General features: G+C 66.1%; 25 protein-coding genes. 19 read left to right on the forward strand and 6 right to left on the reverse strand.

All coding sequences use genetic code 11. The features are described 5' to 3' along the window. Positions 1-2: 2 nt before the first annotated feature. Genes ABD912_RS22825 through ABD912_RS22840 form a run of 4 tightly spaced genes read left to right on the forward strand, consistent with a single transcriptional unit; the run spans position 3 to position 1,985 of the window. Positions 3-350 (forward strand): EthD family reductase, encoded by a 348-nt coding sequence (locus tag ABD912_RS22825; protein ID WP_345154680.1) that lies wholly within the window; start codon positions 3-5, stop codon positions 348-350. Then, positions 350-1,012 (forward strand): EthD domain-containing protein, encoded by a 663-nt coding sequence (locus ABD912_RS22830; protein WP_345154681.1) that lies wholly within the window; start codon positions 350-352, stop codon positions 1,010-1,012. The genes ABD912_RS22825 and ABD912_RS22830 overlap by 1 nt, the downstream gene beginning before the upstream one ends. A gap of 26 nt (positions 1,013-1,038) precedes the next feature. Next, on the forward strand, positions 1,039-1,818 hold the full coding sequence (locus ABD912_RS22835; protein ID WP_345154682.1) for a DMT family transporter: 780 nt from the start codon (positions 1,039-1,041) through the stop codon (positions 1,816-1,818). Then, the gene (locus tag ABD912_RS22840; RefSeq protein ID WP_345154683.1) at positions 1,782-1,985 is read left to right on the forward strand and encodes a hypothetical protein; all 204 of its coding nucleotides are present in this window, start codon (positions 1,782-1,784) and stop codon (positions 1,983-1,985) included. The genes ABD912_RS22835 and ABD912_RS22840 overlap by 37 nt, the downstream gene beginning before the upstream one ends. A 5-nt stretch (positions 1,986-1,990) precedes the next feature. On the opposite strand, the gene ABD912_RS22845 is transcribed toward ABD912_RS22840, so the two are convergent. Genes ABD912_RS22845 through ABD912_RS22855 form a run of 3 tightly spaced genes read right to left on the reverse strand, consistent with a single transcriptional unit; the run spans position 1,991 to position 4,956 of the window. Continuing rightward, positions 1,991-3,040, reverse strand: a complete 1,050-nt coding sequence (locus ABD912_RS22845; RefSeq protein WP_345154684.1) for an MBL fold metallo-hydrolase — start codon at positions 3,038-3,040, stop codon at positions 1,991-1,993. After that, positions 3,030-3,788 carry an SDR family NAD(P)-dependent oxidoreductase gene (locus ABD912_RS22850; RefSeq protein WP_345154686.1) on the reverse strand — a complete coding sequence of 253 codons (759 nt, stop codon included), beginning with the start codon at positions 3,786-3,788 and terminating at the stop codon, positions 3,030-3,032. Before ABD912_RS22850 ends, ABD912_RS22845 begins: the two co-directional genes overlap by 11 nt. Positions 3,789-3,846: 58 nt before the next feature. After that, positions 3,847-4,956, reverse strand: coding sequence for an alkene reductase (locus tag ABD912_RS22855; RefSeq protein ID WP_345154688.1), 1,110 nt, complete (start codon positions 4,954-4,956; stop codon positions 3,847-3,849). A 146-nt stretch (positions 4,957-5,102) separates the two neighbouring features. Here ABD912_RS22855 and ABD912_RS22860 point away from each other — a divergent pair, with 146 nt between their 5' ends. Beyond that, positions 5,103-5,723, forward strand: coding sequence for a TetR/AcrR family transcriptional regulator (locus tag ABD912_RS22860; RefSeq protein WP_345154689.1), 621 nt, complete (start codon positions 5,103-5,105; stop codon positions 5,721-5,723). Between the two features lie 78 nt (positions 5,724-5,801). On the opposite strand, the gene ABD912_RS22865 is transcribed toward ABD912_RS22860, so the two are convergent. Continuing rightward, on the reverse strand, positions 5,802-6,719 hold the full coding sequence (locus tag ABD912_RS22865) for a ketopantoate reductase family protein (protein WP_345154691.1): 918 nt from the start codon (positions 6,717-6,719) through the stop codon (positions 5,802-5,804). After that, entirely contained in the window at positions 6,716-6,916 is a 201-nt protein-coding gene (locus ABD912_RS22870) for a hypothetical protein (protein WP_345154692.1), read from the reverse strand. The genes ABD912_RS22865 and ABD912_RS22870 overlap by 4 nt, the downstream gene beginning before the upstream one ends. A gap of 114 nt (positions 6,917-7,030) precedes the next feature. On the opposite strand from ABD912_RS22870, the gene ABD912_RS22875 reads away from it, so the two are divergent. Beyond that, positions 7,031-7,960, forward strand: a complete 930-nt coding sequence (locus ABD912_RS22875) for a LysR family transcriptional regulator (protein ID WP_345154695.1) — start codon at positions 7,031-7,033, stop codon at positions 7,958-7,960. Positions 7,961-8,089: 129 nt separating this feature from the next. On the opposite strand, the gene ABD912_RS22880 is transcribed toward ABD912_RS22875, so the two are convergent. Further along, a complete protein-coding gene (locus tag ABD912_RS22880; RefSeq protein WP_345154697.1) occupies positions 8,090-9,133 on the reverse strand; it encodes an AraC family transcriptional regulator in 1,044 nt (347 codons plus the stop codon). 72 nt (positions 9,134-9,205) lie between these two features. Here ABD912_RS22880 and ABD912_RS22885 point away from each other — a divergent pair, with 72 nt between their 5' ends. The 13 genes from ABD912_RS22885 to ABD912_RS22945 all read left to right on the forward strand — a co-directional run bounded on the left by ABD912_RS22885 (position 9,206) and on the right by ABD912_RS22945 (position 23,466). Beyond that, on the forward strand, positions 9,206-10,246 hold the full coding sequence (locus ABD912_RS22885; protein ID WP_345154699.1) for a carbon-nitrogen hydrolase family protein: 1,041 nt from the start codon (positions 9,206-9,208) through the stop codon (positions 10,244-10,246). Further along, on the forward strand, positions 10,243-11,550 hold the full coding sequence (locus ABD912_RS22890; RefSeq protein WP_345154701.1) for an MFS transporter: 1,308 nt from the start codon (positions 10,243-10,245) through the stop codon (positions 11,548-11,550). Before ABD912_RS22885 ends, ABD912_RS22890 begins: the two co-directional genes overlap by 4 nt. 11 nt (positions 11,551-11,561) lie before the next feature. After that, the gene (locus ABD912_RS22895; protein WP_345154703.1) at positions 11,562-12,356 is read left to right on the forward strand and encodes an SDR family NAD(P)-dependent oxidoreductase; all 795 of its coding nucleotides are present in this window, start codon (positions 11,562-11,564) and stop codon (positions 12,354-12,356) included. A 32-nt stretch (positions 12,357-12,388) separates the two neighbouring features. Continuing rightward, the gene (locus ABD912_RS22900) at positions 12,389-13,309 is read left to right on the forward strand and encodes an EthD domain-containing protein (RefSeq protein WP_345154705.1); all 921 of its coding nucleotides are present in this window, start codon (positions 12,389-12,391) and stop codon (positions 13,307-13,309) included. Positions 13,310-13,581: 272 nt separating this feature from the next. Beyond that, the gene (locus ABD912_RS22905) at positions 13,582-14,793 is read left to right on the forward strand and encodes an ABC transporter substrate-binding protein (RefSeq protein ID WP_345154708.1); all 1,212 of its coding nucleotides are present in this window, start codon (positions 13,582-13,584) and stop codon (positions 14,791-14,793) included. Between the two features lie 22 nt (positions 14,794-14,815). Next, a complete protein-coding gene (locus ABD912_RS22910; RefSeq protein WP_345154710.1) occupies positions 14,816-15,337 on the forward strand; it encodes a nuclear transport factor 2 family protein in 522 nt (173 codons plus the stop codon). 182 nt (positions 15,338-15,519) lie between these two features. Next, positions 15,520-16,389 carry a branched-chain amino acid ABC transporter permease gene (locus ABD912_RS22915; RefSeq protein WP_345154712.1) on the forward strand — a complete coding sequence of 290 codons (870 nt, stop codon included), beginning with the start codon at positions 15,520-15,522 and terminating at the stop codon, positions 16,387-16,389. Then, positions 16,382-18,370 (forward strand): branched-chain amino acid ABC transporter ATP-binding protein/permease, encoded by a 1,989-nt coding sequence (locus ABD912_RS22920; protein ID WP_345154714.1) that lies wholly within the window; start codon positions 16,382-16,384, stop codon positions 18,368-18,370. The genes ABD912_RS22915 and ABD912_RS22920 overlap by 8 nt, the downstream gene beginning before the upstream one ends. Continuing rightward, positions 18,367-19,140, forward strand: a complete 774-nt coding sequence (locus ABD912_RS22925; protein ID WP_345154716.1) for an ABC transporter ATP-binding protein — start codon at positions 18,367-18,369, stop codon at positions 19,138-19,140. Before ABD912_RS22920 ends, ABD912_RS22925 begins: the two co-directional genes overlap by 4 nt. 353 nt (positions 19,141-19,493) lie before the next feature. Then, positions 19,494-20,315 carry a fumarylacetoacetate hydrolase family protein gene (locus ABD912_RS22930; protein ID WP_345154718.1) on the forward strand — a complete coding sequence of 274 codons (822 nt, stop codon included), beginning with the start codon at positions 19,494-19,496 and terminating at the stop codon, positions 20,313-20,315. Positions 20,316-20,343: 28 nt separating this feature from the next. After that, complete coding sequence (locus ABD912_RS22935) at positions 20,344-22,098, forward strand: acetyl/propionyl/methylcrotonyl-CoA carboxylase subunit alpha (RefSeq protein WP_345154720.1); 1,755 nt, start codon at positions 20,344-20,346, stop codon at positions 22,096-22,098. Further along, entirely contained in the window at positions 22,095-22,961 is an 867-nt protein-coding gene (locus ABD912_RS22940; protein ID WP_345154722.1) for an HpcH/HpaI aldolase/citrate lyase family protein, read from the forward strand. Before ABD912_RS22935 ends, ABD912_RS22940 begins: the two co-directional genes overlap by 4 nt. Positions 22,962-22,986: 25 nt before the next feature. Continuing rightward, on the forward strand, positions 22,987-23,466 hold the full coding sequence (locus ABD912_RS22945) for a MaoC family dehydratase (RefSeq protein WP_345154723.1): 480 nt from the start codon (positions 22,987-22,989) through the stop codon (positions 23,464-23,466). Positions 23,467-23,487: the final 21 nt, after the last annotated feature.

A 23,487-nucleotide genomic window follows, 5' to 3' on the forward strand; every position in this document is an offset into this window, starting at 1 on the left:
CAATGATCAAGGTCGTTGCAGTCATCAAGGTCAAGGAAGGTCTGGACCGGGAACAGTTCCTCCACCACTGGAACGTCGAGCATCCGGCCTACGTCCGCAAGCTGCCGGGCATCCGCCGATACCGGCAGAATCCCGCCGTTGAACACCGCAAGGCCTGGCCCTTTAGCGGCATGGCGGAGCTATGGTTCGATTCGGTCGAAGCCGTCAAGGCCGCCTACGCGGGCCCGGAAGCCGAGGAACTGTTCGCCCACGAGCACGAGTTCCTCGAGAGCGTCGAGTGGTTCCTGGCCGACGAGCTCGAGGTCCCCCTCGCCGGAGAACCGGCGGCTCAGCTCGCCAAGGAGGCCTAATGCTGCCCAAGCGCATCACCTACCTCGAGAAGCGCGACGGGATGGCGCGGGAGGACTTCCGGACACATTGGTCCACCGTCCACGCCGACATCGCGCGGGAGTTGCCGGGGGTCGCGGCCTACCGGCAGAACCACGTGGCGGCGGCTGTTTCCGTGCCCGAGGAAGGCACGCCCTACCGGGTCGACGGCATCGTGGAACTGTGGTTCGAGGACGAGGGTGCGGCCCGAGCGGGCTACGGCTCGGAGGTCGCGGACCGGCTGGTGCTTGATGAGCCGCGCTTCCTGAGTGGGCTCTCCGGCGGGCCGGTGGCCGCGCCGGGTATCCCCGATCCGCGGCCCCACAAGGTGTGGCTGCTGGCCCGGTGGCGGGACGCGGAGACCGCGGATCGCCCCGGAGTCGAGGCCTGGGCCGCGGGGCTCGCCGCGGATCTGCAAGGAGCGCCGGATGCGGCCGTCAACACCCTGGGGCCGGGGGCGGAACTGCTGTTGCGCGACGCCTTGCGGCACGAGGACGAGATCCCCGAGGTCGCGGTCGTCCTGGGGTTCGAGGACGCGGACGCGGCCGCCGCGGCCGCCGCGCGCGCCGGTGAGCGCGTGGATGGGCTACGGCAAGTGCTGCGGCGTATCCACGTCTACGTCGCCGAGGAGCTTGTCATCGTCTGAGGGCCCTGAAAAGCAGACAGGGAAGGGTGAGCGGAAGGGAAGCCAGCGTGGCCGCATGGGGCACGACCGTCAGGTTCTTGGCCCTGGGGGCCGCGTGGGGAACGAGTTTCCTGTTCATGCGCGTCGCTGTCCAGGGGTTGTCCCCCGGGCAGGTGGTCCTCTCCCGCCTGGCCCTCGGAGGGCTGGTGCTCAACCTCCTGCTGGTCCTAATGAGGCGTCCGTGGCCCCGGCAGCGAAAGCTGTGGATGCATCTGGCGGTGACGGGGATCATCGGATGCGTCGTGCCCTTCCTGCTCTTCGCGTGGGCGGCCGGACGCATCCCCAGCGGACTATCGAGCGTCCTCAACGCCGCCACCCCGCTTGCTACCGCCGCGGTCACCCTGGCAGCCACGCGCCAGGAGAAGGTGGGACTCCGGAGGATCCTCGGCCTGTGCGTCGGGGCGCTGGGAATACTGCTGGTGCTCTCGCCGTGGCGCTTCTACGCGGGGGGCGGCGTCGACCTGTGGGGCCAACTCGCCTGCCTGGTGGCGGTCCTGTGCTTCGGCGTCGCCTTTTCCTACACCAGGAAATACGTCTCGCCCTACGGGGCCGACCCGATCGCCGTGCCGGCCACGCAGATGCTGCTGGCCACCGCCGCCATGCTGGTCCTCGCCCCCTTCGTCGCCCTGGGCGAAATGCGGCTCACGGCGCCCGTGGCGGCCAGCATAATCCTGCTCGGCGTCGTCGGCACCGGCCTGGCCTACGTCTGGAACTTCAGGATCATCGCCGAATGGGTGCCACTCCCGCCTCGACCGTCGCGTACGTGACGCCCGTGGTGGGGGCCATCGTCCTGCATGAAGACATCACCTGGAACCAAGTGATGGGCGCCGCGGTGGCCATTGCCGGAATCGTCCTGGGCCAGGCGCGCGTGGTCCCGCCCCAGCAGACGCCGGGCTCGTCGGCGGATCCTGCGGAACCTGCCGCTCGGGAGTGAGCCCGTCAGCCGGGGAGGTTCCCGGCCGGCGGCAAACCCGGGACACCCTGGTGGATTCCCGAGGTGACCAGGTACTGGACATGCGCCGCGGTCTCGCTCAGCGCCAGCCGGAACTGCAGCCGACCCAACGAGTCCCAGCCGCGCGACCACGTCAGCTGCCGCGCGACCTCGTGCACCGTCGGCGCCCCGGCGTCCAGCACGGCCAGGACCTCGCGCGAACGCTCGGCGATGTGACCCTCGAGCTCCCTCGCCCGGGCCGCGGCGCCACGGAAGCGGTATTCGTGGGCGGGGCAGACCTCGTAGTGGTCGTTCTCCGCGATCCGGCGCAGCGATGCGATGTTGTGGCGCAGCGGATCGGTGTCGCCGCGGATTTCCAGGGAAACGTTGGGGGAGATGCGCGGCAGGACGTGGTCCCCCGCCAGGACCAGCTCTCCGGCGTCGTCCCAGAGGCAGACGTGCCCCGGCGTGTGCCCGGGGGTGGCCATGACCCGGAGGATGTGGCCCGCCGCCGTGAGAATTTCCCCGTCGGCGAGGCGGCAGTCCGCGTCCGCCAACCGGCGGAGCTCGTTCAGACGGCCGGGGTCCATAGCCGCCTCCGCCACCCGGTGCTCGGGAACGCCCCAGGTGCGCATGCGCTCCTGGTCTCTCCGGGTTTCCGCGGCCGCGTCGTCGAACGCGGAGATGTGGCGGCGCTCGTGCTCGCCCAAGGCGATCCAAGCGCCCGAGCCCCGGGCCAGGCGCGCCGCCATGCCCAAGTGATCGGTATGGAAGTGGGTGGCCACGATTCCGGAGATCTCGGAGGGGCCCACGTCAAGGCGGGCCAGCGCCGCCAGGAGCTGGGCGTGTCCCTCGTCGCTGTCGAACCCCGGATCGACGACAACGCACTCGTCGCCGCTGAGCAGCACGTAGCTCAGGGTGTAGCGCATCGGATTTCCCGGAAAGACGACGGGGACGCTGTGCACGCCGGGGGAGACCCGCTCCACGGGCGGAAGCACCCGGCGCTGCCAGGCCTCCCGCTGGGCGTGGCCGGTCACGGCGATGGAGTCAGTCCGCATGGTTGTTGACCAGGCTGAAGAGCTGGGTGGCCCCGCCATCGATCAGGAGGTCGGCCCCGTTGATGTTGCGGGCATCCTCGGTGAGCAGGAACGCCGTCAGGGCTCCGATCTCCTCGGGGTCGATGATGGACTGGGTGGGCACGCGGCGGCGGACCTGGTCCCGGACCTCCTGGATCACCATGGGTGTGTCCACCACGCCGGGGCAGATGGAGTTGATGGTGATGCCGGTTCCCCAGAAGTCCTCGAGCAGGGAGCGCGTCATGTTGGCCAGTCCGGCCTTGGAGGCGGCGTAGCTGGGGTAGGGGTAGCCCGTGGTGCCGGCGATCGAGGCGATGTTGACGATGCGCCCCCATCCGGCATCGACCATGGCCGGGGCGAAGGCCTTGATCAGGAGGAACGGCCCCACCAGGTTAACGTCCAACGCCTTTCGGAAGGACTCGGCGGTGCTGTCGGCGAGGTACTTGCGATCAAGGATCCCGGCGGCGTTGACCAGCGCCTGGACGGGGCCCACCGTGGCCTCGACGTCCGCTCGGAGTTGTTCGACGGCGGCTTCGTCGGCGACATCTGCGGCGAACGCCGCGGCCTTCCCTCCGGCGTTCCGCACGGCCATGGCGGCTTTCTCGCTGAGCTCAAGGTTCATGTCAACGCAGATGATGGTGTGTCCGGCGGCGGCCAGGCGCGCATTGATACCACGGCACATACCGCCACCGGCTCCGGTGACGAGGACGTTGAGGGATGTGTTGCTCACGGGGTTGGCTCCTATGGTTACGGTCCGGTGATGGGCTTGGCGGCGGGGTAGCAGGCGGTTACGGCGCCGCGGTGGCCAGGGTCGGGTAGTCCGTGTAGCCCTCGGGTCCACCGCTGTACAGGCCGGTGGGCCGCAGCGGTTCCAGCGGCGCGCCAATGAGGAATCGATGCGGAAGGTCCGGATTGGCGATGAAGAGCCGGCCGAATCCGACCAGGTCGGCCGTTCCCGCTGCCAACAGGGCCTCGGCCGAGGCCCTGTTGTGGCCACCGGCGACGATGACGACGCCCTCGAACAGCGAAGCGAGTTCTGCGGTGGGGATGTACTGTGCCGGCCTGTCGACCGTGGTTGAACCGGCGATTTCCGGCTCGACCAGGTGGAGATAGGACAGACCGAAGTCGTTGAGCTGGCGGATCACTGCGGAGTAGAGAGCGCGCTTGTCCGAGTCGTGGGCGTCCATCCATTCCGACGACGGCGAGAGCCGGACGCCGATCCGGTTACTGGGCAGGTACTTGGTGATCTCCGCGATAACGTCGCAAAGGAACCGCATTCTGTTCTCAAGCGAGCCTCCGTAGCTGTCGGTGCGCTGATTGGAACCGTCGTTGAGGAACTGGTCGATCAGGTAACCGTTCGCGGCGTGCAATTCGACTCCGTCGAAGCCTGCGCGGGCGGCGTTCCGAGCTGCGATTCCGTAGGCCCGGACAATGTCAGCGATTTCCGCGGAGGTGAGTTCCCGCGGCGTTTCGTAGGGGATCCTGCCGTTGAGGCTCCGGTACTGGTAGCCGGTGATGGCGATCGGGGATGGCGCCTTGGGCGGCTGGCCGTCGGGCTGCACCGAGGAGTGGGACTGGCGCCCTACGTGCCAGAGCTGGGCGTAGACCACGGCGCCCTCACGCTTCGCCGCCTCGACGACCGGACACCAAGCTGCGGTCTGCTCGGCCGAATACAGCCCCGGGACCCGGGGGTAGGCGGAGGCCTGGGGAGTCACGACGACTCCTTCGCTGATCACCAGACCAGCACCGGCCCGCTGGGCATAGTATTCCTCCATCAGTGGAGTCGGGAGGCCTTCATCAGTGGCGCGGCTGCGGGTCAGGGGTGGCAAAACGATTCGGTTGGTGAGCGGTTGGCCGCCCAGAATCACCGAATCGAAAAGCCCAACACTGGAATTCACGGGATCTCCTCAAGACTTACGAACGCTTGTACGCTAATCTAAGTCTTGCGGACGCGATTTTCGCTGTCAATGCCACGGCCGCGTCGAGTCGACCACTCGACTTGTTAAACTAAGTTTTCCCCTAGCCGACCATCAAGGGAGCAGAAGTGACCGTGCGAACCGAGCGGAATAGCGCTCAAGCCATCCGGGAAGGCGCCGCGAAGCTGTTCTTCGAACGCGGTTACGACGCCACCACCCTGCGCCAGGTCGCGGCGTCCGCCGGACTAAAGGTTGGCAGCCTTTACAACCACATCGACAGCAAGGAGCACCTCCTGCTGCAGATCATGGGTGGAATCATCGACGACCTGCTGGCGCGTGTGCGCGCTACCGTCGAAGGTGCGGAGGGGGATGCTGTGGACGTTCTGCAGGCGGCTCTCGCCGAACACCTCACCTTCCACGCGGAGCGGGCCCAAGAGGTTTTCATCGGCAACGCGGAATTGCGCTCCCTGCCAGAGGAAGCCCGTCTGGTCGTGGTGAGCAAGCGCGCAGAGTACGAAGCATTCCTCGGCAAGCTTGTCATCGAAGCGGGTGCTGCGGGCTTGGCCGACGTGATCGATGCGCGGCTCCACGTCTACAGCTTCGTCGCCCAGGCCACCCACATTGCCGGCTGGTACCGGCCCGGAGGCCGGCTCGGACTGGATGAGATCGTCCGCATCTACACCCGGTTCGCCCTACGCGAGCTCGGAGTGGTTGACGCCGACCGGCGCGTCGAGCGCGCGGTTCGGTAGCACGCGATGATGCATCGGGGTTCCGGCCGTTTGGCCGGGACCCCGATGCATCATCGCGTGCGAGCGTCCACCTGCGTTTCAGTTGCCTGCCGGAGGGGCAGTGATGGCCCGGACGAGTTCGCACAGGGTGCTCAGCACCGGTGCGTCAATACCGGCTTTCCGGCCGAGTCGGACGACGGCTCCGCCGATGGTGTCCACTTCCGTCAGGCGGCCAGCCTCGCGGTCCAGCAGCATCGACGTCTTGTGGTGAGTATGGTGGGCGAAGGCATTAGCCAAGGACCTCTCGATCCGCTCCCGGGACACACCGATGCCCTCGTGTTGCGCGACCGCCGTGCACTCGTCCACCACCGAGCGGACCAGGTTCCGAGCGTGGGGATCGTGCCCAATCTGTCCCACAGTCATTCCGGTTACGGCGCTGAGGGTGTTCAGCGCCGCGTTGAACGTGACCTTCTCCCAGATCGGCACGCGGATGTCCTGATCAACGGTTGCGTGCAGCCCGGCCGTGTCCAGCAGCTGAGCGATTTCTTCCGCTGGCGAGTTCTGGCTCATCGATCCCAAGCGCACCTTGCCCCGGCTGTTGCTGGAGATTATCCCCGGTTCCTCCATATCGGCAGGGAAGTCGGTCATGCCCAATAGGGTCCGTTCTGCTCCGAAGGCCTGCTGCAGGACCTCTGCGTTGCCCAGACCGTTCTGAAGCGTCAGACCAATACTTTCGGCACCGATGAGGTGACTCACCGAGTCGACGGCGGCCTGCGTGTGGAATCCCTTCGTGAAGACGATGAAGAGGCCAAACTCCCCCTCCAGTTCAGAGGCGCGTGCCGCCTTCGCGGGGGTTCGCTCAACGCCGAGATCCGTATGGAGCGTCACGCCACGGCTATTGAGCGCCTCGAGGGTCCCTGGATTGGTGTCGAGAAAGACCACTTCGGTGCCAGCCATCGAGAGGCGCGCGCCGAAGAGTTGTCCCATCGCGCCGGAGCCAACGATTGCCGTCCTCACTTCGTTCCTCCCATATGCCCGTGCGGGAAGGGTCCCAATTCAAGCGTTGGGTTGATGCGGGCGCGCTGGCCGGCGCTGGGGGTCGAGGGTGTTGGCAGTGTTCTGGTCATGGCTTCTCCATCCACGGAATGGCATCTTTCTCCAACCCTAAAGACAGTGATTAAATTGAACCAATTGATATTTTTGTTTTCGATCATAGACAGATTTGATGAATAGAAAGTCCGCGGTGCGGCCGGCGCCTCCGCGGGCGATGAGAGGGCCGGGCCTGAGAAGTCGCATTCGGGGAGTGGGTCGAGGGATATGATCGGCGGATGGCCAACCTCGACCTGCGGCTTGTCCGGATTTTCAACGTCATCTACAAGACCCGAAGCCTGACCGGGGCAGCCTCCCTGCTTTCGGTGACCCAGCCGTCAGTCAGTTATGCGCTGTCCCAGCTGCGGCGTCAACTCGATGACCCCTTGTTCGTCAGGGGGCCGGAGGGCATGGTCCCCACTGCCAAGGCCACCGAGTTGTTCGAGGTCTTCAGCCGGTCCGTCAATCAGATCGATCGAGCGGTGGAAGGCTGGGAATCGTTCGACCCCTCGACGTCCACCCGCACCTTCCGGTTGTGCCTGTCCGATCTGGGCGAGCTGGCATTTCTGCCTTCGGTCATGAGCCGCCTGGAAGCCGAGGCGCCAGGGGTTGCCCTGGACGTGGTTCCCATGCAGATCGACCGCGTCGCCGAGTGGCTGGAACGGGGCGAAGTCGACGCGGCGATCGCCAGCGTGGCTCTGCCCGGACAAGCCCGGCAGAAGGTGATTTTCCGGGAGCGGTACGTCTGCCTGCTGCCAACGCGGTTGGACCGCGGCGGCGAAGTCCTGACGATCGAGGAGTTTTGTGCCTTGCGGCACGTCCTCATCGACCAGTCGAGCGGACATTCCCAGGCCGATGCCGCGCTGGCCGCACGGGGCGTGGAGCGGCGGGGGAGCCTCCGGGTCCATCACTTCTCCGTGCTTCCCGGGGTGCTGGCCAACACCGATCTGGTGGCGATCGTCCCCTTGCGGGTCGCCGTCCTGTTCCGCCAGTTGTGGCCGGTGGCCATCAAGGAGCTGCCGGTGGAGGTCGACGGCTTCGACGTCAGTCTCTACTGGCAGGACACCGTAACCCGCTCCACAGCGCACACGTGGTTCCGGGATCTCCTCGGCCGTGCCCTCAGCAACGTCGACATGCTTAGCGGCGCAAACGGCATGCCGCAGGCCTGAGGCCGCAGCCTTCCGTCTGGGACGGCGTGTAGGCCGGGCAGGTTGAGCCGGCGAGGACGCCGAAGCCGGCCACTCGGGCTGCGCCGATGGCGGCCGGCTGGTAAGGGGCCGGCGGCTGGGTGCCCGGCCTTACCGACCCCGCTTGCCGTCCACCCAGGCTTTGGGGGTGGTGTGGTGGACGCGCCGGAAGGCACGGATGAAGGTGGAAGGGTCTGAATAGCCGCATAGCCCTGCCGTCACCTGGACCGACCTCCCTTCCATCAGGTACCGCTCGGCCTGCTGCATGCGCAGGTTTGTGATGTAGGCGGCCGGCGCGTAACCCATGCCGGCGAACGCCTCGTAGACGGATCGTTCGGAGACGAAACACGCGGCCGCCAGACTGGTGACATTCAGTTCGGGCGAGTGGATGTTTTCCTCGATGTGTGCCATCAAGCCGCGCATCAGTCGGGGAGTGCTCATGGACGGCCGTGCCTGGCGCCGGATGAGCGAGGCAATCATGTCGAGGACATGGTCGCCCAGGTCTTCCCTCGCCTCGATGCTGAGTTCCTCGCATTCCTCGTGAAGCGATGCGATGGTGGTTCGGAGCACCCGCAGTTCGGGGGAGCGTGGGCTGATGACTTCGCCGCAGGTGCGTGACACGGCGGAGTCGGCGACATCCAGGGCGGCTCTGGCCACTCGCACTGTGAACTGGCGTTGCCCGTCCTGCCGGTTGTCGATCTCGTAGGGGCGCCGCGTCTCGTAGAAAACGCCGGCGCCCGCGGGCACGCTCGAGGACCGGCCGTTCTGGGTAAGTTGTCCCTCCGACGCGAGTTGCAGTGTCATCAGCAGATCATCGGAGGGATGGCTCCGCACCAAGGAAGCCGTTCGACTGATTCGTATGCCACCGCTAGAGGTACTTGAGATGGACAAGCGGGGACTCAGCTCCCGGGTATCCATCTGGCCGGTGAAACCAGGACTGGCCTCTCGGCAATTCAGGGGCGCGAAGCTGAGGCTGCTGGCCGCCTCCCACTCCTCCACGGTGGCCACCTTCAAGGGGCTCATGGATACAAGTATGGGACCGGCAGATTGCCGTGGACAACGCCGCAGGTGACAAACATGTTTCATTCTTCCCGCAGAGATCGTCGATCGGGGCGCAGGAATAGTCGACTGGGGCCTCCGAGCCGAGGATAGCATTTCGCACTATCAAAGAGTGACGGAGCGCACTCCCAGCGCCTCCACGAATGCCAAAAGCAGGTAAAAACATCCATGGAAACCATCAAAATCGCAGCGGTTCAGGCCGAACCGGTCTGGCTGGATGCCGATGCAACGGTTCAAAAGACGCTAAACCTCATCCGTGAGGCATCCTCCCAGGGTGCCGATCTGGTTGCCTTCCCTGAGACTTGGATCCCTGGGTTTCCTGTCTTCTTGTTCTCGCACCCGGTGTACGAACAATCTTCATTTGTTGCCCGGTATCACGCTGCCTCCATCGCCGTCGACGGCCCGGAGATTCGCCTCGTCGCAGCCGCAGCGCGTGAATGCTCCTTGGTGGTGGTGTTGGGCTTTAGCGAAAAGGTCGCTGGCACCCTCTACATGTCCCAAGTGGTGATAGACGCCGATGGGGAGATCGCCTTGCACCGGCGGAAGCTCAAGCCAACCCATGTCGAACGTTCTCTCTTCGGGGAGAGTGACGGGTCGGGCCTGCGCGTTGTTGATACGGCCGTGGGACGGGTAGGAGCGCTCAACTGCTTCGAGCACATCCAGCCGCTAACGAAGTACGCGCTGTTCGGGCAGGACGAGCGCATCCACGTGGCAGGTTGGCCCTGCCTCGGCATTATGGGCAATGCCCCTGCCATGAGTCCTGAAACCCTCAAGGGCGCTTCCAGGACATATGCCCTTGAGGGCGGCGTTTTCGTCGTGACGTCGTCCCAAATCATGTCTGACCAGGGAGCCCTCGCATTTCCCGCCTCCGACGGTTCGCCTTGCCCCATCTACACGGGGGGAGGCGGCATCGCCGCCGTTTTCGGGCCGGACTCCGCGGAGTTGACCTCTCCACTTCCGGGGGACGAAGAAGGGATTGTCTACGCCGAGATCCGGCTTGCGGACACCGATCTCGCGCGCAACATGGTCGATCCGACGGGCCACTATGCCCGGGCAGACGTCCTTCGGCTTGTCTTCAACGACCGTCCCCGCCTTCCCATCATCAGCGAAGGACCGGCCGATCGGTCTGCCGTTGAGCCCGAGACGGACACCCACTCCCCGCAGACCTCCAACTATTCGTCGGCATACCTTCAAGAAAGCGTCCAATGAGCACCGTTAAGCAACTCACGCCCCTCCATGGGCGGCATCACGAATGGACTCTGCTTCTGCTGTTGGCGCTGGCCTACGGCACAACCAGTTTTGACCGCTGGCTGCTCCCGACCCTGTTCCCGGTGATGAGTGCGGACCTGGGGCTGGACGTTGGCGACCTGGGCAACATTTCCGCTGCCTTTGGGATCGTCTTTGGAGTGTTTGCACTCATCGCAGGGACGGCCTCCGACAGGTGGGGTCGGCGTCGAATCATGATTCCCGCCCTCCTGATCTTCAGCGCCTGCAGCGCACTTACCGGCGTCTTCACCGGTTTGATCGTCATCATGGCTGTCCGTGTGATCCTGGGAATGGCCGAGGGCGCCTTCGTGCCCGCCCTCTATTCCGCCACTGTGGAGGCCTCACACCCCCGGCGGCGCGGTCTCAATATGGGGCTGTTGATTAGTGCCTTTCCGCTGTTTGGCTTGGGTATTGGACCCATCATTGCAACGCAACTGCTCACGGTCGTGCCTAGCTGGCACTGGGTCTTTTTCCTCTCTGCCGTCCCCGGCCTGCTGTTTGCGCTCCTGCTTGCCAAGCGCCAAAAGGACGTCCCGAACTACCCTATGCAGGCCACGGACGCGGGGCCAAAGGCCACCGCTCGAGAAGCCTTTCAGTTCAGCTCCCTGCTCCGTGTCCTCCGTCGGAGAAACATGGCGATCGCCGTCGCGTCGACCATCCTGGCCTTGGCAGCCATGTTTGTCCTGGGAGGGTTGATCCCTTCCTACCTGACGAGCGTGGTGGGCGTCTCGGTGACCGACATGGGACTCATTGCCTCTGCCATCGGCTTCGGCGGTTTCGCCGGGCAGGTCGCCTTGGCCGGGCTGTCCGACCTCTGGGGACGCCGGCTCATGCTGGTCGTGGAGGGCATCGGCGCTGCCGTATGCCTTTTGTTCATCACACAGGTGGGTAATTCCCCGGCAGCATTGTTCGCAATCCTCTTTGGCGCAGCGTTTTTCTGCTTCGCCATACTGAGCCTGGTCGGCGGCCCCATCGTCGCGGAGGCAGCCCCCCGTGGCTTCCTCGGGACCTCGAACGGCCTGGTGGTCGGCGCAGGCGAAATCATCGGCAGCGGTATCGCAGCTGCGCTCATTGGCAACTTCGTGGCATCGGCAGGCCTTGCAACCGCCCCGCTCATCGCCGCCCTCTGCGTGGGCGCCATCGCCCTCCTCGGGCTGTTGCTCATCGAGACCGCTCCCCGGATCACCGAACGACGAAGGGGCAGCGCCCGCTCCACCGTTCCCAGCATGTCAGGAGAGACACTGTGAGGATTCCCCTCGTGAACCCAGTCGGTCAGGAAGCCCACCAGCAGTTGCTGGACCGAAACGTCCTTATCACCGGAGCGGCTAGTGGGTTGGGCCTGGCCATGGTTCAACAAGCGTTCGCGGCCGGCGCGCGGGTCACCGCACTGGACATCAATGCACGGGCTCTCGATGAGGCCTTGGCCCCTTTCGCAGGAGACCGCCTCATCCGCAGGGTCGTTGACGTCACCGATGAAGCGGACGTCAGTGTCGCAGTCCAGGAGTCGATGGAGGCGTTCGGTTCCCTCGACGCCTGCCTCAACAATGCCGGCATTGGTGCTCCTCTGGTGGGCATCACCGAGCTTGCCGTCCACGACTTCGCACGCATCATGCAGGTCAATGCCCAAGGATCGTTCATCATCCTCAAGCACGTCATGAGCCATATGCGGCAGGCGGGCCATGGAGCCGTCGTCAACACCGGCTCAATCCTAGGCAGTCGGGGAGTGCCCAACTACGCCGCCTACTGCGCATCAAAGGCCGCCATCCATGCCCTGACAAAGGTGGCGGCGCTTGAAGGAGCCCACTATGGAGTGCGGGTGAATGCCATTGCCCCTGGCCTGATCGACACTCCAATGAATGATGCCTTCCACGCTGCCGTCTCTCCGTCGGACCCGGCACGGGCCCAGGCTGCCCTTGAGGGAAAGATTCCGCTCTCCCGCTATGCCGGACCGACTGAAGTAGCCAACGCAGCGCTGTTCCTCCTCAGTGATGCCGCCGCCTACATCACGGGAGAAATCCTGGATGTCGATGGCGGTCTCAGCACCAGCTTCTAGCCCCTACCCCCCTCTATTTAGGAGACCGACTCATGACTGACCGCGCGACGATGGAGAACGAGGCAACCGTCGCCTCCCTGATCACTCTCAAGCGACCGAAGGGGCTGACAAGGGAGCAGTTCGACTCCTACTGGGCCAACGTCCACGCCCCGATCATGGCTCGTATGCCGGGAATTTGGGCCTACACCCTGCACCATGTGGAAGCGGTGCAGCTGCCCTACTGGCGGCTCCCCCTCAGCATCCAGCGCTTGGCGCCCGAGGACTACGCTCTTGAAGGCGTCGCGGAACTGCTATATCTCGATCAGGACGAGGCCATGGAAGCCTACCGGCTCAGTGACGGACCTGGCGGATACACCCACACCGACGCTCAGAACGCCTTCTGGGTGGGCCTGTTCTATCAGTCCAACAAGGGCTCCCGCACGCTCAAGGACAACACGGACGGTCGGGAACCGGCGGAGACTGTGCTGCTGGCTTTCCAATACAAGGATTCCGTCGAGCGTTCGCAGGGCCATGAATGGGTTCGGCGTTTTGCCGACCGTGCCGCCGCTGCGGAAGAGTCGGTGCGGGTCCGCCGGCACACCTTCGAACCGTACGACAACGACGCGTTGGACCCGGGCCTGCCGGTCGGCATGCGGCACACGGTTTTCCCGGATGAGGCGCTGGATGCCGTGGTGGAAATCGCAGCATCAGACCGATCCGCCCTCTCCAGGGTCCTGGACCTGCTGCCAGTGAACGAGGAGGACCTTCAGGTGTTGGCCTCCGCCCACGCCTACCGGCGCCGTGAGCGCAATGACATGGTGCAGGGAGGACAGATCACCCGGGCGGGCGTCCGAACCCCAGCCGTTGCCCGGCTGATCGACACGCTGGGCGCGGTCAGCCAGGACCACCCGGGCTTGCATGACCTGATGCTCACTGGCATCCCCGCCGACACCACGGCGGCATCCAAGCGCTGATCCATCCATTCACGCCGTTCCAGCTTGTCGGCGTAAGTGATTCAGCGAAGCCTTGGCGATCCCGCAGGATCGCCGTGCGGCCCGCGCACCCTACGGGGTGGGCGGGCCGCTTTGCGTGGGACTACTGGGGATCGAAGCGCCGGGAACTCCATGAGCAATTGACATACGAGCGTTCGTTCGTTTGAATCAAGTCCATCAAATGTGATGCGGATCATGTGCAAGCGATTCTCGCCCTCGATCCCACGTCCGAAGGAAGGAAGTTCGCCTTGGCTATGAAATCTACGAGGTCGGTATTGCGACTGGCTGCAGCGGTTGTCGCGGCGGGCGCCCTGGCGTTGTCCGCGTCCGCCTGCGGTTCGTCCAGCGGAGCCGCGGAGGCCGGAACCTATAAGGTCGGCGTGCTGGTGGGCCTGACCGGTGCCTACGCCGCCCTGGGGGAGCCGGAGAAGAAGGCCATTGAGCTCTACTTCGACAAGGTCAACGCCGACGGGGGCATCGACGGCAAGAAGGTCGAACTCGTCGTACTTGACAGCGCTACCGATGAGGCCACCTCAGTCAACCAGCTGCGCAAGCTGGCCACCCAGGAGCAGGTCGTCGCGGTCCTTGGTCCCAGTTCCACGGGCGAGTCGGTCGCCATCAGGTCCTTTGCCAACTCGCTGAAGGTTCCCGTGATCGCGCTGGCTTCCGGGGACAACATCATCCAGCCTGCCGATGAGGCAAAGTACATGTTCAAGCAGTACACAGGGACGACGCTGTCCTTGGAAGGGCAGTTCGCCTACGCGAAGGAACAGGGGTGGAGCAAGATCGCTCTGCTGGCAACCAATGACGGCTATGGGCAGGCTGCCACCAGCATCGCCCCGGAAGTGGCTAAGAAGTTTGGCATCGAACTGGTGGCCAGCGAGGTGTTCAATGCCACCGCCACGGACGTGACCGCGCAGCTGTCCAAGATCAAGCCGGCGAACGCCGATTCGTTGCTGGTCTGGGCGTCAAACCCTGCCAACGCCATTGTTGCGAAGAGCGCTGCGGCCATGAACTTCGCCCCTACGCTGTTCAATTCCCCGGGCGCCGGCTCTCCCGTGTATGTCGAAAGTGGCGGCGCCGCCACCAACGAGACCCTGCTCCAGGGGTCGAAGGTGCTTGCCGCTGACACGCTGGACGCGACAGATCCCCAGTATGAGGTGACGAAGAACCTGGTCGACCAGTATCAGGAGGCGTACTCGGAGATGCCGGGCCAGTATGCGGCCAATGGCTGGGATGGGGCGATTCTGCTGGAGAACGCCCTTGAGACCGCCGCGCCGGATCCCTCCAACGTGCAGGCCGCTAGGGAGGGAATCCGCGATGCCCTAGAGGGCTCCACGGACAAGATCGTGGGCGTCAATGCGATCTACTCGTTCTCGCCGGAAGTGCATGGTCCGTCCGACTTGGTCGGCCTGACCGTCCTGCGGGTCAAGGAAGGCGAGTTCCATGTCGAAAAGTCCTACTGAGCATCCCCTGCGAGAACCGGGTTTGGATCCCCTCGGAAGGGGTCTCACCTCCGCCGACTTTGACGCGGTCAGGAACCTGAAGAGCGATTACTTCCGGCATCTGGATGCAAAGCGCTGGGCGCGGCTCAGGTCACTTTTCGCGGACGACTCGACCTTCGACGGATTTCCCTTTGCGGCGAACGACGCCGATGGATTTGTTGCGGGCGTATCGGCGTTCCTGTGCGACGTCGAATCGGTGCATCAGGGTTTCATGCCGCGGCTGGTCGCGACGGGGGACCACTCGATCAGGGGCGTCTGGTCGATGCACGACTACCTGGTCTGGCCGCGCGACAGCCGGGAGTATCGGGGCGCCAAAATCCCAGGCCTTCACGGAATCCGCGGTTACGGACTCTACGAGGAGGAATACCGCCGTGTCGGCGAGGCTTGGCGCATCTCTCGGATGCGACTCGTGCGGACGAGGGTCGAACTTCTGGTGAGCGAGCCTATGTTCCTTCCTGTTCGGCAGTTTGGCCTCCCCGATCCGGACTGGCTCCAGGAGGGTTGAGCCCGCTGCCGCCCGGGTCGCGGCAGCGGAAGGGGCGCGGCGGGTCCTCCCGCTGCCGGGCGGAAACGGTTGACGTGATCCAGGTCATAACCTAGGGTCATTGTCGAACGAGCGCTTGTTCGTATAAGTCTCGTCTCTCTCGCGGCCCAAGTAAGTCATCAGTTTTCAATGAAGGGATTGTCATGGACGTTGGATTGCAGCTGGTGCTCTCCGCCTTAGCAGTGGGCGCCATCTATGGCTCCATGGGAATCGGCTACGTGGTGATCCACCGAATGACCGGAATGGTCAACTTCGCCCAGGGCGACATCGCCGTGGCCGGCGCCTTCGGAGCCGTCGTCGCCTCGGCGGTGATGCCCCCGCTGGCCGCCATCGCCGTCGGCGCTGTCACCGGTGCCGTTGCGAGCGTCCTCATGTACCACTTCGCGATCTTCCCGCTCCGTAAGCAGGGACTGCTGGTCCAGACGATCGTGACGCTGGGCGTTGGCATCGTCATCCGCTCCATCCTCCAGCTGATCTTCGGCACCGGACCGCGCCAGTTCGCACCGATCACCTCCGGTGAACCGGTCAGCGTCCTCGGGGCCGCCCTGCCGCAACAAGCCCTATGGGTCATCGGCATCACGGTCGTGGCCTTTATCGCACTCGTGCTGTTCTTCGACCGCACCCTGACCGGCAAGGCGCTCAGTGCCTGCGCCGTCAACAACTACGCCGCCGGCGTCGTGGGCATCAATCTCACCGTAATGGCAACCATCGCCTTCGCCGTCTCCGGCGCGGTCGCCGGGGGAGTGCTCGCCACCCAGGTCCCGACGTCGTTCATCACCGTCGGGGCGGGGTTCACACTGGGCCTCAAGGGCTTCATCGCCGCCATCCTGGGCGGCTTCGACAAGCTTGGCCTGACCCTTGCCGGCGGATTCCTCATCGCACTGGTGGAGAACGTCGCCGCCCGCGGTATCTCGACGGCCCACGCCGAGACCATCGTCTTCGCGCTGCTCATCGCCGTGCTCGTCCTGCGCCCCCAGGGCCTGACCCGAAAGGTGGTGGCCGACCGTGTCTAGGTTTGCCAAGACCCCGAGTGCTGAAACGACCGGACCCGCCCAGCGCGCAGCCGACAGGGCCCGCCCCCGAGCCCACGGACTCGGATGGCGCCATGGAGCAGGTGCCCTCATCTGGATCCTGGCCGTGATCGCGGCCGGACTCTGCCTGGCCCCCTACTGGCAGGGGATCGGCGCCAGCGTGGGCCTGATGGCACTGCTGGCTCTGGGCATGATCCTGGTGACCGGATATGCCGGACAGTTCTCTCTGGCGGTCGGCGCCTTCTACGGAATCGGGGCCTATGGCAGCGCCCTCCTGACTATGAACTTCGGCTGGGCCGGCCTCCTGGCCATCGTGGCCAGCGCCGCGGTCGCCGCGGTGGCCGCCTACCTTCTAGGCAGGCCGATCTTTCGCCTGCGTGGACACTTCCTGGCCATGGCCACCCTCGCGCTGAGCGAGGTGTTCTTCCTGCTCGTCAACAACCTGGAAATTACCGGCGGCTCGTCCGGGCTTCCGCTGTCCGCCTTGAACGTTTTCGGGGTCGACCTCTTCGACACCGGCCAGCACTTCATCCTGAACTGGCTGATCGTCGGCCTGGTCCTCTGGGGCTGCCTCCGGCTCGCCGTGGGCCGCGAAGGCCGCGCACTGAAGGCCATCCGTGGCCACGAGGCTGCCGCCGCCTCCGCCGGGATCGACATCGGCTCGTCCAAGACCCGGGTCTTCATCGCCTCGGCCGTGATCAGCAGCTTGGCCGGATCCCTCTACGCGCACCAGGTCATGTACGTGAACCCGCCGCCCTTCGGCGTCGTGACGGCGATCGACGTCCTGGTGATCGCCGTGCTAGGCGGTATGCGGTCGCCGTGGGGGGCGATCATCGGCGCCGTTGTCCTGGAGTTCCTCCACCAGGGCATCGAGGGCGTGCTCACCCAGTTGCTCGGTTCGGCCGCGGTCGGTGCTGGCCAGACGCTCGTCCTGGGCTTCCTGCTCGTCGTGATCCTCATTCTCCGCCCCGACGGCATCGTCGGGGTCGTCGAGGCCGCCGCCCGGCGGCTGCGCCGGAACGGCCGGCCCACCGAACTGGGGGCCCCGCCAGAGGCCGAAGCGGAGTATGTCACGATGACCCAGGCCCGCGCCCGGGACGACGCCGAGCGGGCCGAGCAAGGACACGAAGCCGGGGGCGTCGTGCTCTCCGCCCGCGGACTGGTCAAGCGCTTCGGCGGCGTGACGGCGGTCAACGACATCACCCTGGACATCCACGCGGGCGAGGTCCTGGCGGTCATCGGCCCCAACGGCGCCGGCAAGTCCACTCTGGTGAACCTGCTCTCGGGCAACCTGCTGCCCACGGCCGGGGCGGTGTCCATCGAAAACGAGGACTTCACCGGAAAACCCGCCCACGTGGTCGCCCGGCACGGCCTCAGCCGCTCGTTCCAGACCCCTTGCCTGTTCGAGGGCATGGACGTCCTGTCCACCGTCAAGGTCGGAGCGCACCTGCGCGGCCGCGTGGGAATGCTCCGTTCCTCGGTCCCGACCCGGGGGGCCTTGCGCGAGGAACGCGAGCTCGACCGGCTGGCCCATGCGGTGCTGGAGCGCCTGAGCCTGGGCCATTTGGCCGCCGAGGACGCAAAAAACCTCTCGCTGGGTCAGCAGAAGAAGATCGAGATCGCCCGGGCCCTGGTCGCGAACCCTAAGGTGTTGCTGCTCGACGAGCCGTGCGCGGGTCTGAACAAGGCGGAGAAGAAGTCGCTGCTGGTCCTGCTGCGCCAGCTCGGCCGGGAAGGCATTGCCGTCCTGGTGATCGAACACGACATGGAGTTCGTCATGGCCGCCGCCGACCGGGTCCACGTCGTCAACTTCGGCGCCACCCTCAAGGTGGGCGCGCCCGCCGAGGTCCAAGCCGACCAGTCCGTGATCGACGCCTATCTGGGCGTCCCTGCTAGCGAAACGACCCAACGCGCCCAGGCTCCGACCGCGGTCCAGGCCCTTGAAACGGAGGCTGTGCGATGAGCCGGATGCTGGAAGTGGCCAACCTCGACTACTCCTACGGGCGCGCACAGGTGCTCTTCGACGTCTCCTTCGACGCCGACGAGGGAGAGATCGTCACCATCATCGGCCCAAATGGTGCCGGCAAGAGCACCCTGCTCAACGTCGTAGCCCGTTCCCACAGGCTGCGGCGCGGCACCATCAGGATTGGGGGCCAGGCGACGGACAGGCTCTCGCAGGCCGGCGTTGTGAAGATCGGCTGCGTGCTGGTTCCCGAGGGCCGCCAGGTCTTCTCGTCCCTGACGGTCCGGGACAACCTGGTGCTCGGCGGCTACGTGACCCGGCGCGACGGCGCCGCCAAGGCCACTGTCGAGCGCGTCTTCGACATCTTTCCCCGCCTTGCGGAGCGGTCGGACCAGTTGGCAGGAACACTGAGTGGCGGCGAGCAGCAGATGCTGGCCATCGGGCGGGCCATGCTGAGCCGGCCTAAGGTCATGCTGCTGGACGAGCCCAGTCTCGGCCTCGCGCCGCAGATGACCGCGCGGATCATGGACGTTCTCGGCGAGCTGCGCCGCGAATCCGGGCTCACGATCGTCCTTGTCGAGCAGAATGCGCACGCGGCCCTGGGCCTGGCCGACCGCGGCTACCTCATGAGCGGCGGGAGGATGCTGGCCTCCGGCACTTCGGCGGAGCTGAAGGCAGACAAGATAGTCCAGCAGGTCTATCTTGGCGCCTCCGCGGAACCGGAACCCGAGAGAGCTAGCCCCGGCACCGCCATTTCGGCCACCCCGTAGCGGTTCAACCACCGGCAGAGCCGGCTCCTTCGCGCCACGCACGGACGCGGAGAAGCCGGCTCTGCGGCGTGTGGCGCAGGAGGTGCCCTGGTGGCGGCTGCGCGTGCCGGGCCAAGCTTCCGGTTTCCCCTCGCGCCGGCCCGCCGCCTGAAGCAGTCCCTTGCACCATGATCCGCGTCATACTAAGCTTTCGAACGAACGCTTGTTCGTAACGTGTTGATGTCAGTTTGGACGGCCAATCCGCCGTCCCAACGTCCGATTGAGGAGTGAGTAGTGCGAACAGTTGGCGAGGGGACGAAACCCGACCACCGCGGCACGGAAGAAACCCACATCATGTGCAGGGGGCGGGCGGCATGAGGCTGGCAACGGTCCGCGTCGACGGCGGGACAGCGGCGGCGGTGGAGATGGAGGGACAGCTGATGCTGCTGCCGTTCGAGGACGTCGGGGAGTGGCTGCGCGCCGGCTCGCCGGAACCGGGGCTGTACGACGGCAGCGACCGGCTTCCGCTCGAGGATGCGGACTTCGCGCCCCTGGTCACCGCCCCGGGAAAGATCGTGTGCGTGGGTCTGAACTACCGCGAGCACATCTTGGAGATGGGGCGCGAATTGCCCACCCACCCGACGCTCTTCGCCAAGTTCGCCGACGCCCTCGTCGGGGCCAACGACTCGATTGTGCTGCCGCCGGGATCCGATGCCGTCGACTGGGAGGCCGAACTCGCCGTCGTCATCGGACGCACGGTGCGCCGGGCCACGGAGGAGGAGGCCTCCGCCGCTATCGCCGGCTTCACCGTCGCCAACGACATTTCCGCCCGCGACTTCCAGCGCCGAACGCCCGAGTGGCTGCAGGGCAAGACGTTCGATGCAACCACGCCGCTGGGCCCGTTCCTGCTCACTGCGGACCAGGCCGGCACCGCCCCGGACCTGCTGCTCGAATGCGCCGTCGACGGCGCCACCAAGCAGAAGTCCGGCACCGCCGACCTGGTCTTCGGCCCCGTGGACCTCATCCGCTACATCTCAGCCATTACCACCCTGCACCCGGGCGACGTCATCCTCACCGGAACCCCGGGTGGGGTCGGCGACGGGCGGGACCCGAAGGAATTCCTGGGTGACGGCAGCACCGTCACCACCTCCATCTCCGGCATCGGCGCATGCCGCAACACCTGCACCGTGCGCTGAGCGTCGGCGCCTAGCACGAAGGACACCCATGTTCACTAAGATCCTCATTGCCAACCGCGGCGAAATCGCCGTGCGCGTGGCCCGCAGCTGCCGTTCCCTGGGCATCGAGTCCGTGGCGGTCCATTCCAGCGCCGACGCCGGATCCCTGCACGTGCGCGTCGCCGACGCCGCGGTTGACCTGGGGGAGGGGCCGGCCAGCGAGAACTACCTGAACATCGGGAAGATCATCGCCGCGGCCGTGGAGTCCGGCGCCCAGGCTATCCACCCGGGCTACGGCTTCCTCTCGGAAAACGCCGCCTTCGCCGAAGCCGTGGCCGCTGCCGGGCTGGCGTTCATCGGTCCCTCGGCCCATGCCATAACCACGATGGGCGGCAAGGTCGCCGCCCGCGAGGTCGCCGTGAACGCTCAAGTGCCGCTGGCTCCGGGGTCCAACGGGGCCATCGCCAGCGCTGCCGTGGTTGAGGCCTTCGGGGCCGAACACGGCTACCCGGTGCTGGTGAAGGCCTCCGCCGGCGGCGGCGGACGCGGCATGCGCCGCATCGATTCGGCCGACCAGGCGCAGGAGGCCTTCGACGCCGCGGTGCGCGAGGCGACCGCGGCCTTCGGCAACGGCGAGGTCTACCTCGAGCGGTATCTCACCCACGCCCGCCACGTCGAGGTGCAGGTCTTCGCCGACTCCCACGGCAACACCGTCTACGTCGGCGACCGCGACTGCTCGGTCCAGCGCCGCCACCAGAAGCTCGTGGAGGAGTCCCCGGCACCCGGGTTGTCCGACGCGCTGCGCCGGTCCATGGGCGAATCCGCCGTCCGCCTCGCCCGCGAGGTCGGCTACGTCGGTGCCGGAACCGTCGAGTTCCTCGTCGAGGACGAGAAGTTCTACTTCCTGGAGATGAACACGCGCATCCAGGTGGAGCACCCGGTCACGGAAATGGTCCACGGGGTGGACCTCATCGCGGAGCAGATCCGCGTCGCCGCGGGAGAGAGGCTCTCCATCCTGGACAACCTGGCTCCCAAGGGCGCGGCCATCGAGGCCCGCATCAACGCCGAGGACGTCGCCGAGGGGAAGTTCCTCCCGGCGCCGGGCCCGGTGGACGTGCTCGAGGCGCCTGAAGGCGAGGGCTTGCGGTTCGACGGCGGCTACGTCTCCGGAGACATCGTGCTTCCGTACTACGACAGCCTCATCGGCAAGCTCATCGCCTACGGCCCGGACCGGGAGACCGCCATCGAGCGGTTGCTGGACGGGCTGGACCGACTCAAGATCGAGGGTGTCCCGACCACCGCCCCGGCCGCCAAAACCATCGTGTCCCACCCGGATTTCCGCCAGGTGCGCTTCAGCACCCTGTGGCTGGAGGAAACCGTCGACTTCACCGAGGAAGAACCCGCGGACCGCTCCACCGTGGAGGTGGGGGGACGCTTCTATATCATCCCCACGTTTAGCGACTACGGCACCGGCGCAGGGTACGGCGCAGCGGCGCCGGCGGCACCGGCGGCGGACACCGCAAGCGCCGCCGGCGGCCGTACACGGCAGGCACGGGCCAAGCGCGAGGCCGTCAGCGACGGCACCGTCAAGGCGCCGATGCAGGGCACCATCGTGAAAATCAACGTTGCTCCCGGCCAGCGGGTGGAGAAGGGCGAGGTGCTCTTCGTCCTGGAAGCCATGAAGATGGAGAACCCCATCCCCGCCCCCGTCTCCGGGGTTGTCGGCGACATTGACGCCACCATCGGCCACTCCCTGGCCGCCGGCACCCTGCTCACCAAGATCACCGAGGAGGCCGCGGCATGAAACCCTACCGCTCGCTGCTGTTCGTTCCCGGCCACAAGCGGGACTGGATCGACAAGGCCCTCGCCTCCGACGCCGACGCCGTCATCATCGACCTCGAGGACTCCGTTCCGCCGCAGGAGAAGGAACTGGCTCGGGCCAACGCCCGCGACGCGCTGGAGGCCCACGATGGCACCAAGGGCATCCTCATCCGCCCCAACGCCCTAGACACCGCGTTCTTCGGCCGCGACGTCGCCGAGGTGACGCACCGGAACCTCACCGCGTTCCTGCTGCCCAAGCTCTTCTCCCGGGATGACGTGGTCCGCTTCGACGCCCTGGTCACCGCGGCCGAATTGGACCACGGCCTCGACCGCGGAACCGTGGAACTGGTCCCCTCGCTGGAGACAGCCGCGTCCATCAGCAAGGTCGACGAGATCCTCGCCGGCCCCCGCGTGGGCGGCGTGATGGCAGCGGCGGCCAAGGACGCCGATGTCTCCCGCGAGGTGGGCTTCCGCTGGACCGCCGAAGGCCTGGAAACCCTCTACCTGCGCAGCAAGGTGGTCGTCGCGGCCCGGGCCGCCGGGATTCGCACCATCGTGCTGGGCCTGTGGCAGGAGGTCCGGAACCTGGAGGGCATGCGCCGCTTCGCGCAGGACAACAGCGGACTCGGCTACACGGGCCAGGTGCTGATCCACCCGTCCCACGCCCCCGTCGCCAACGAGGAATACGGGCTCACCGAGACGCTGCGCGACTACTACGCCGGACTCATCGAGGCCTTCGAAGACGGCCAGCGCAACGGTCACGGGGCGGTGTCCTACCGCGGCGACCACATCGATCTGGCCCACGCCAACCACGCCCGCGAGGCGCTGGCGCTGGCCCGCAACTGACAGCACCACCGAAAGGAGGCCGACCATGGCCGGCATGTACTACGAGGACTTCACCATCGGCGAGGTCATCAAGCACGAAGTGACCCGCACAGTCACCGAAACCGACAACCTGCTCATTACGACGCTCACCATGAACGTCCAGCCCCTGCACCTGGACGCGGAGTTTGCCAAGGACAGCATCTTCGGGCGGCAGATCGTCAACAGCATCTTCACCCTCGGCGTCGTCACGGGCATCCCGGTGCAGGAGACCACCTTGGGCACCACGCTCGGCAACCTGGGCTTCCGCGAGATCGAGTTCCCGAAGCCGGTCTTTTTCGGCGACACCCTGCGGGTGGAGACCGAGGCGCTGGACAAGCGCGAGTCGAAGTCCCGCCCGGACACCGGGATCGTGGGCATCGAGCACCGCGGCTACAACCAGAACAACGAACTCGTCTGCGTGGTGCGCCGCACAGCCCTGATGAAGCGACACGCGGCAGCCGCGGTCGCCGCGACGACGTCCCATTAGGACACACGGCACCAGCCTTCG

The organism is Arthrobacter ginkgonis (genome assembly GCF_039540195.1).
GTDB classification, from domain to species: Bacteria; Actinomycetota; Actinomycetes; order Actinomycetales; family Micrococcaceae; genus Zafaria; species Zafaria ginkgonis.

Bases quoted from the DNA above. Each gene is read 5' to 3' on its own strand.
- ABD912_RS22905 (WP_345154708.1), top strand. From the start codon at position 13,582: ATGAAATCTACGAGGTCGGTATTGCGACTGGCTGCAGCGGTTGTCGCG.
- ABD912_RS22840 (WP_345154683.1), top strand. From the start codon at position 1,782: ATGGGTGCCACTCCCGCCTCGACCGTCGCGTACGTGACGCCCGTGGTG.
- ABD912_RS22925 (WP_345154716.1), top strand. From the start codon at position 18,367: ATGAGCCGGATGCTGGAAGTGGCCAACCTCGACTACTCCTACGGGCGC.
- ABD912_RS22930 (WP_345154718.1), top strand. From the start codon at position 19,494: ATGAGGCTGGCAACGGTCCGCGTCGACGGCGGGACAGCGGCGGCGGTG.
- ABD912_RS22945 (WP_345154723.1), top strand. From the start codon at position 22,987: ATGGCCGGCATGTACTACGAGGACTTCACCATCGGCGAGGTCATCAAG.
- ABD912_RS22885 (WP_345154699.1), top strand. From the start codon at position 9,206: ATGGAAACCATCAAAATCGCAGCGGTTCAGGCCGAACCGGTCTGGCTG.
- ABD912_RS22940 (WP_345154722.1), top strand. From the start codon at position 22,095: ATGAAACCCTACCGCTCGCTGCTGTTCGTTCCCGGCCACAAGCGGGAC.
- ABD912_RS22875 (WP_345154695.1), top strand. From the start codon at position 7,031: ATGGCCAACCTCGACCTGCGGCTTGTCCGGATTTTCAACGTCATCTAC.
- ABD912_RS22845 (WP_345154684.1), bottom strand. From the start codon at position 3,040: ATGCGGACTGACTCCATCGCCGTGACCGGCCACGCCCAGCGGGAGGCC.
- ABD912_RS22830 (WP_345154681.1), top strand. From the start codon at position 350: ATGCTGCCCAAGCGCATCACCTACCTCGAGAAGCGCGACGGGATGGCG.
- ABD912_RS22870 (WP_345154692.1), bottom strand. From the start codon at position 6,916: ATGATCGAAAACAAAAATATCAATTGGTTCAATTTAATCACTGTCTTT.
- ABD912_RS22880 (WP_345154697.1), bottom strand. From the start codon at position 9,133: ATGCTATCCTCGGCTCGGAGGCCCCAGTCGACTATTCCTGCGCCCCGA.
- ABD912_RS22890 (WP_345154701.1), top strand. From the start codon at position 10,243: ATGAGCACCGTTAAGCAACTCACGCCCCTCCATGGGCGGCATCACGAA.
- ABD912_RS22900 (WP_345154705.1), top strand. From the start codon at position 12,389: ATGACTGACCGCGCGACGATGGAGAACGAGGCAACCGTCGCCTCCCTG.
- ABD912_RS22825 (WP_345154680.1), top strand. From the start codon at position 3: ATGATCAAGGTCGTTGCAGTCATCAAGGTCAAGGAAGGTCTGGACCGG.
- ABD912_RS22935 (WP_345154720.1), top strand. From the start codon at position 20,344: ATGTTCACTAAGATCCTCATTGCCAACCGCGGCGAAATCGCCGTGCGC.
- ABD912_RS22915 (WP_345154712.1), top strand. From the start codon at position 15,520: ATGGACGTTGGATTGCAGCTGGTGCTCTCCGCCTTAGCAGTGGGCGCC.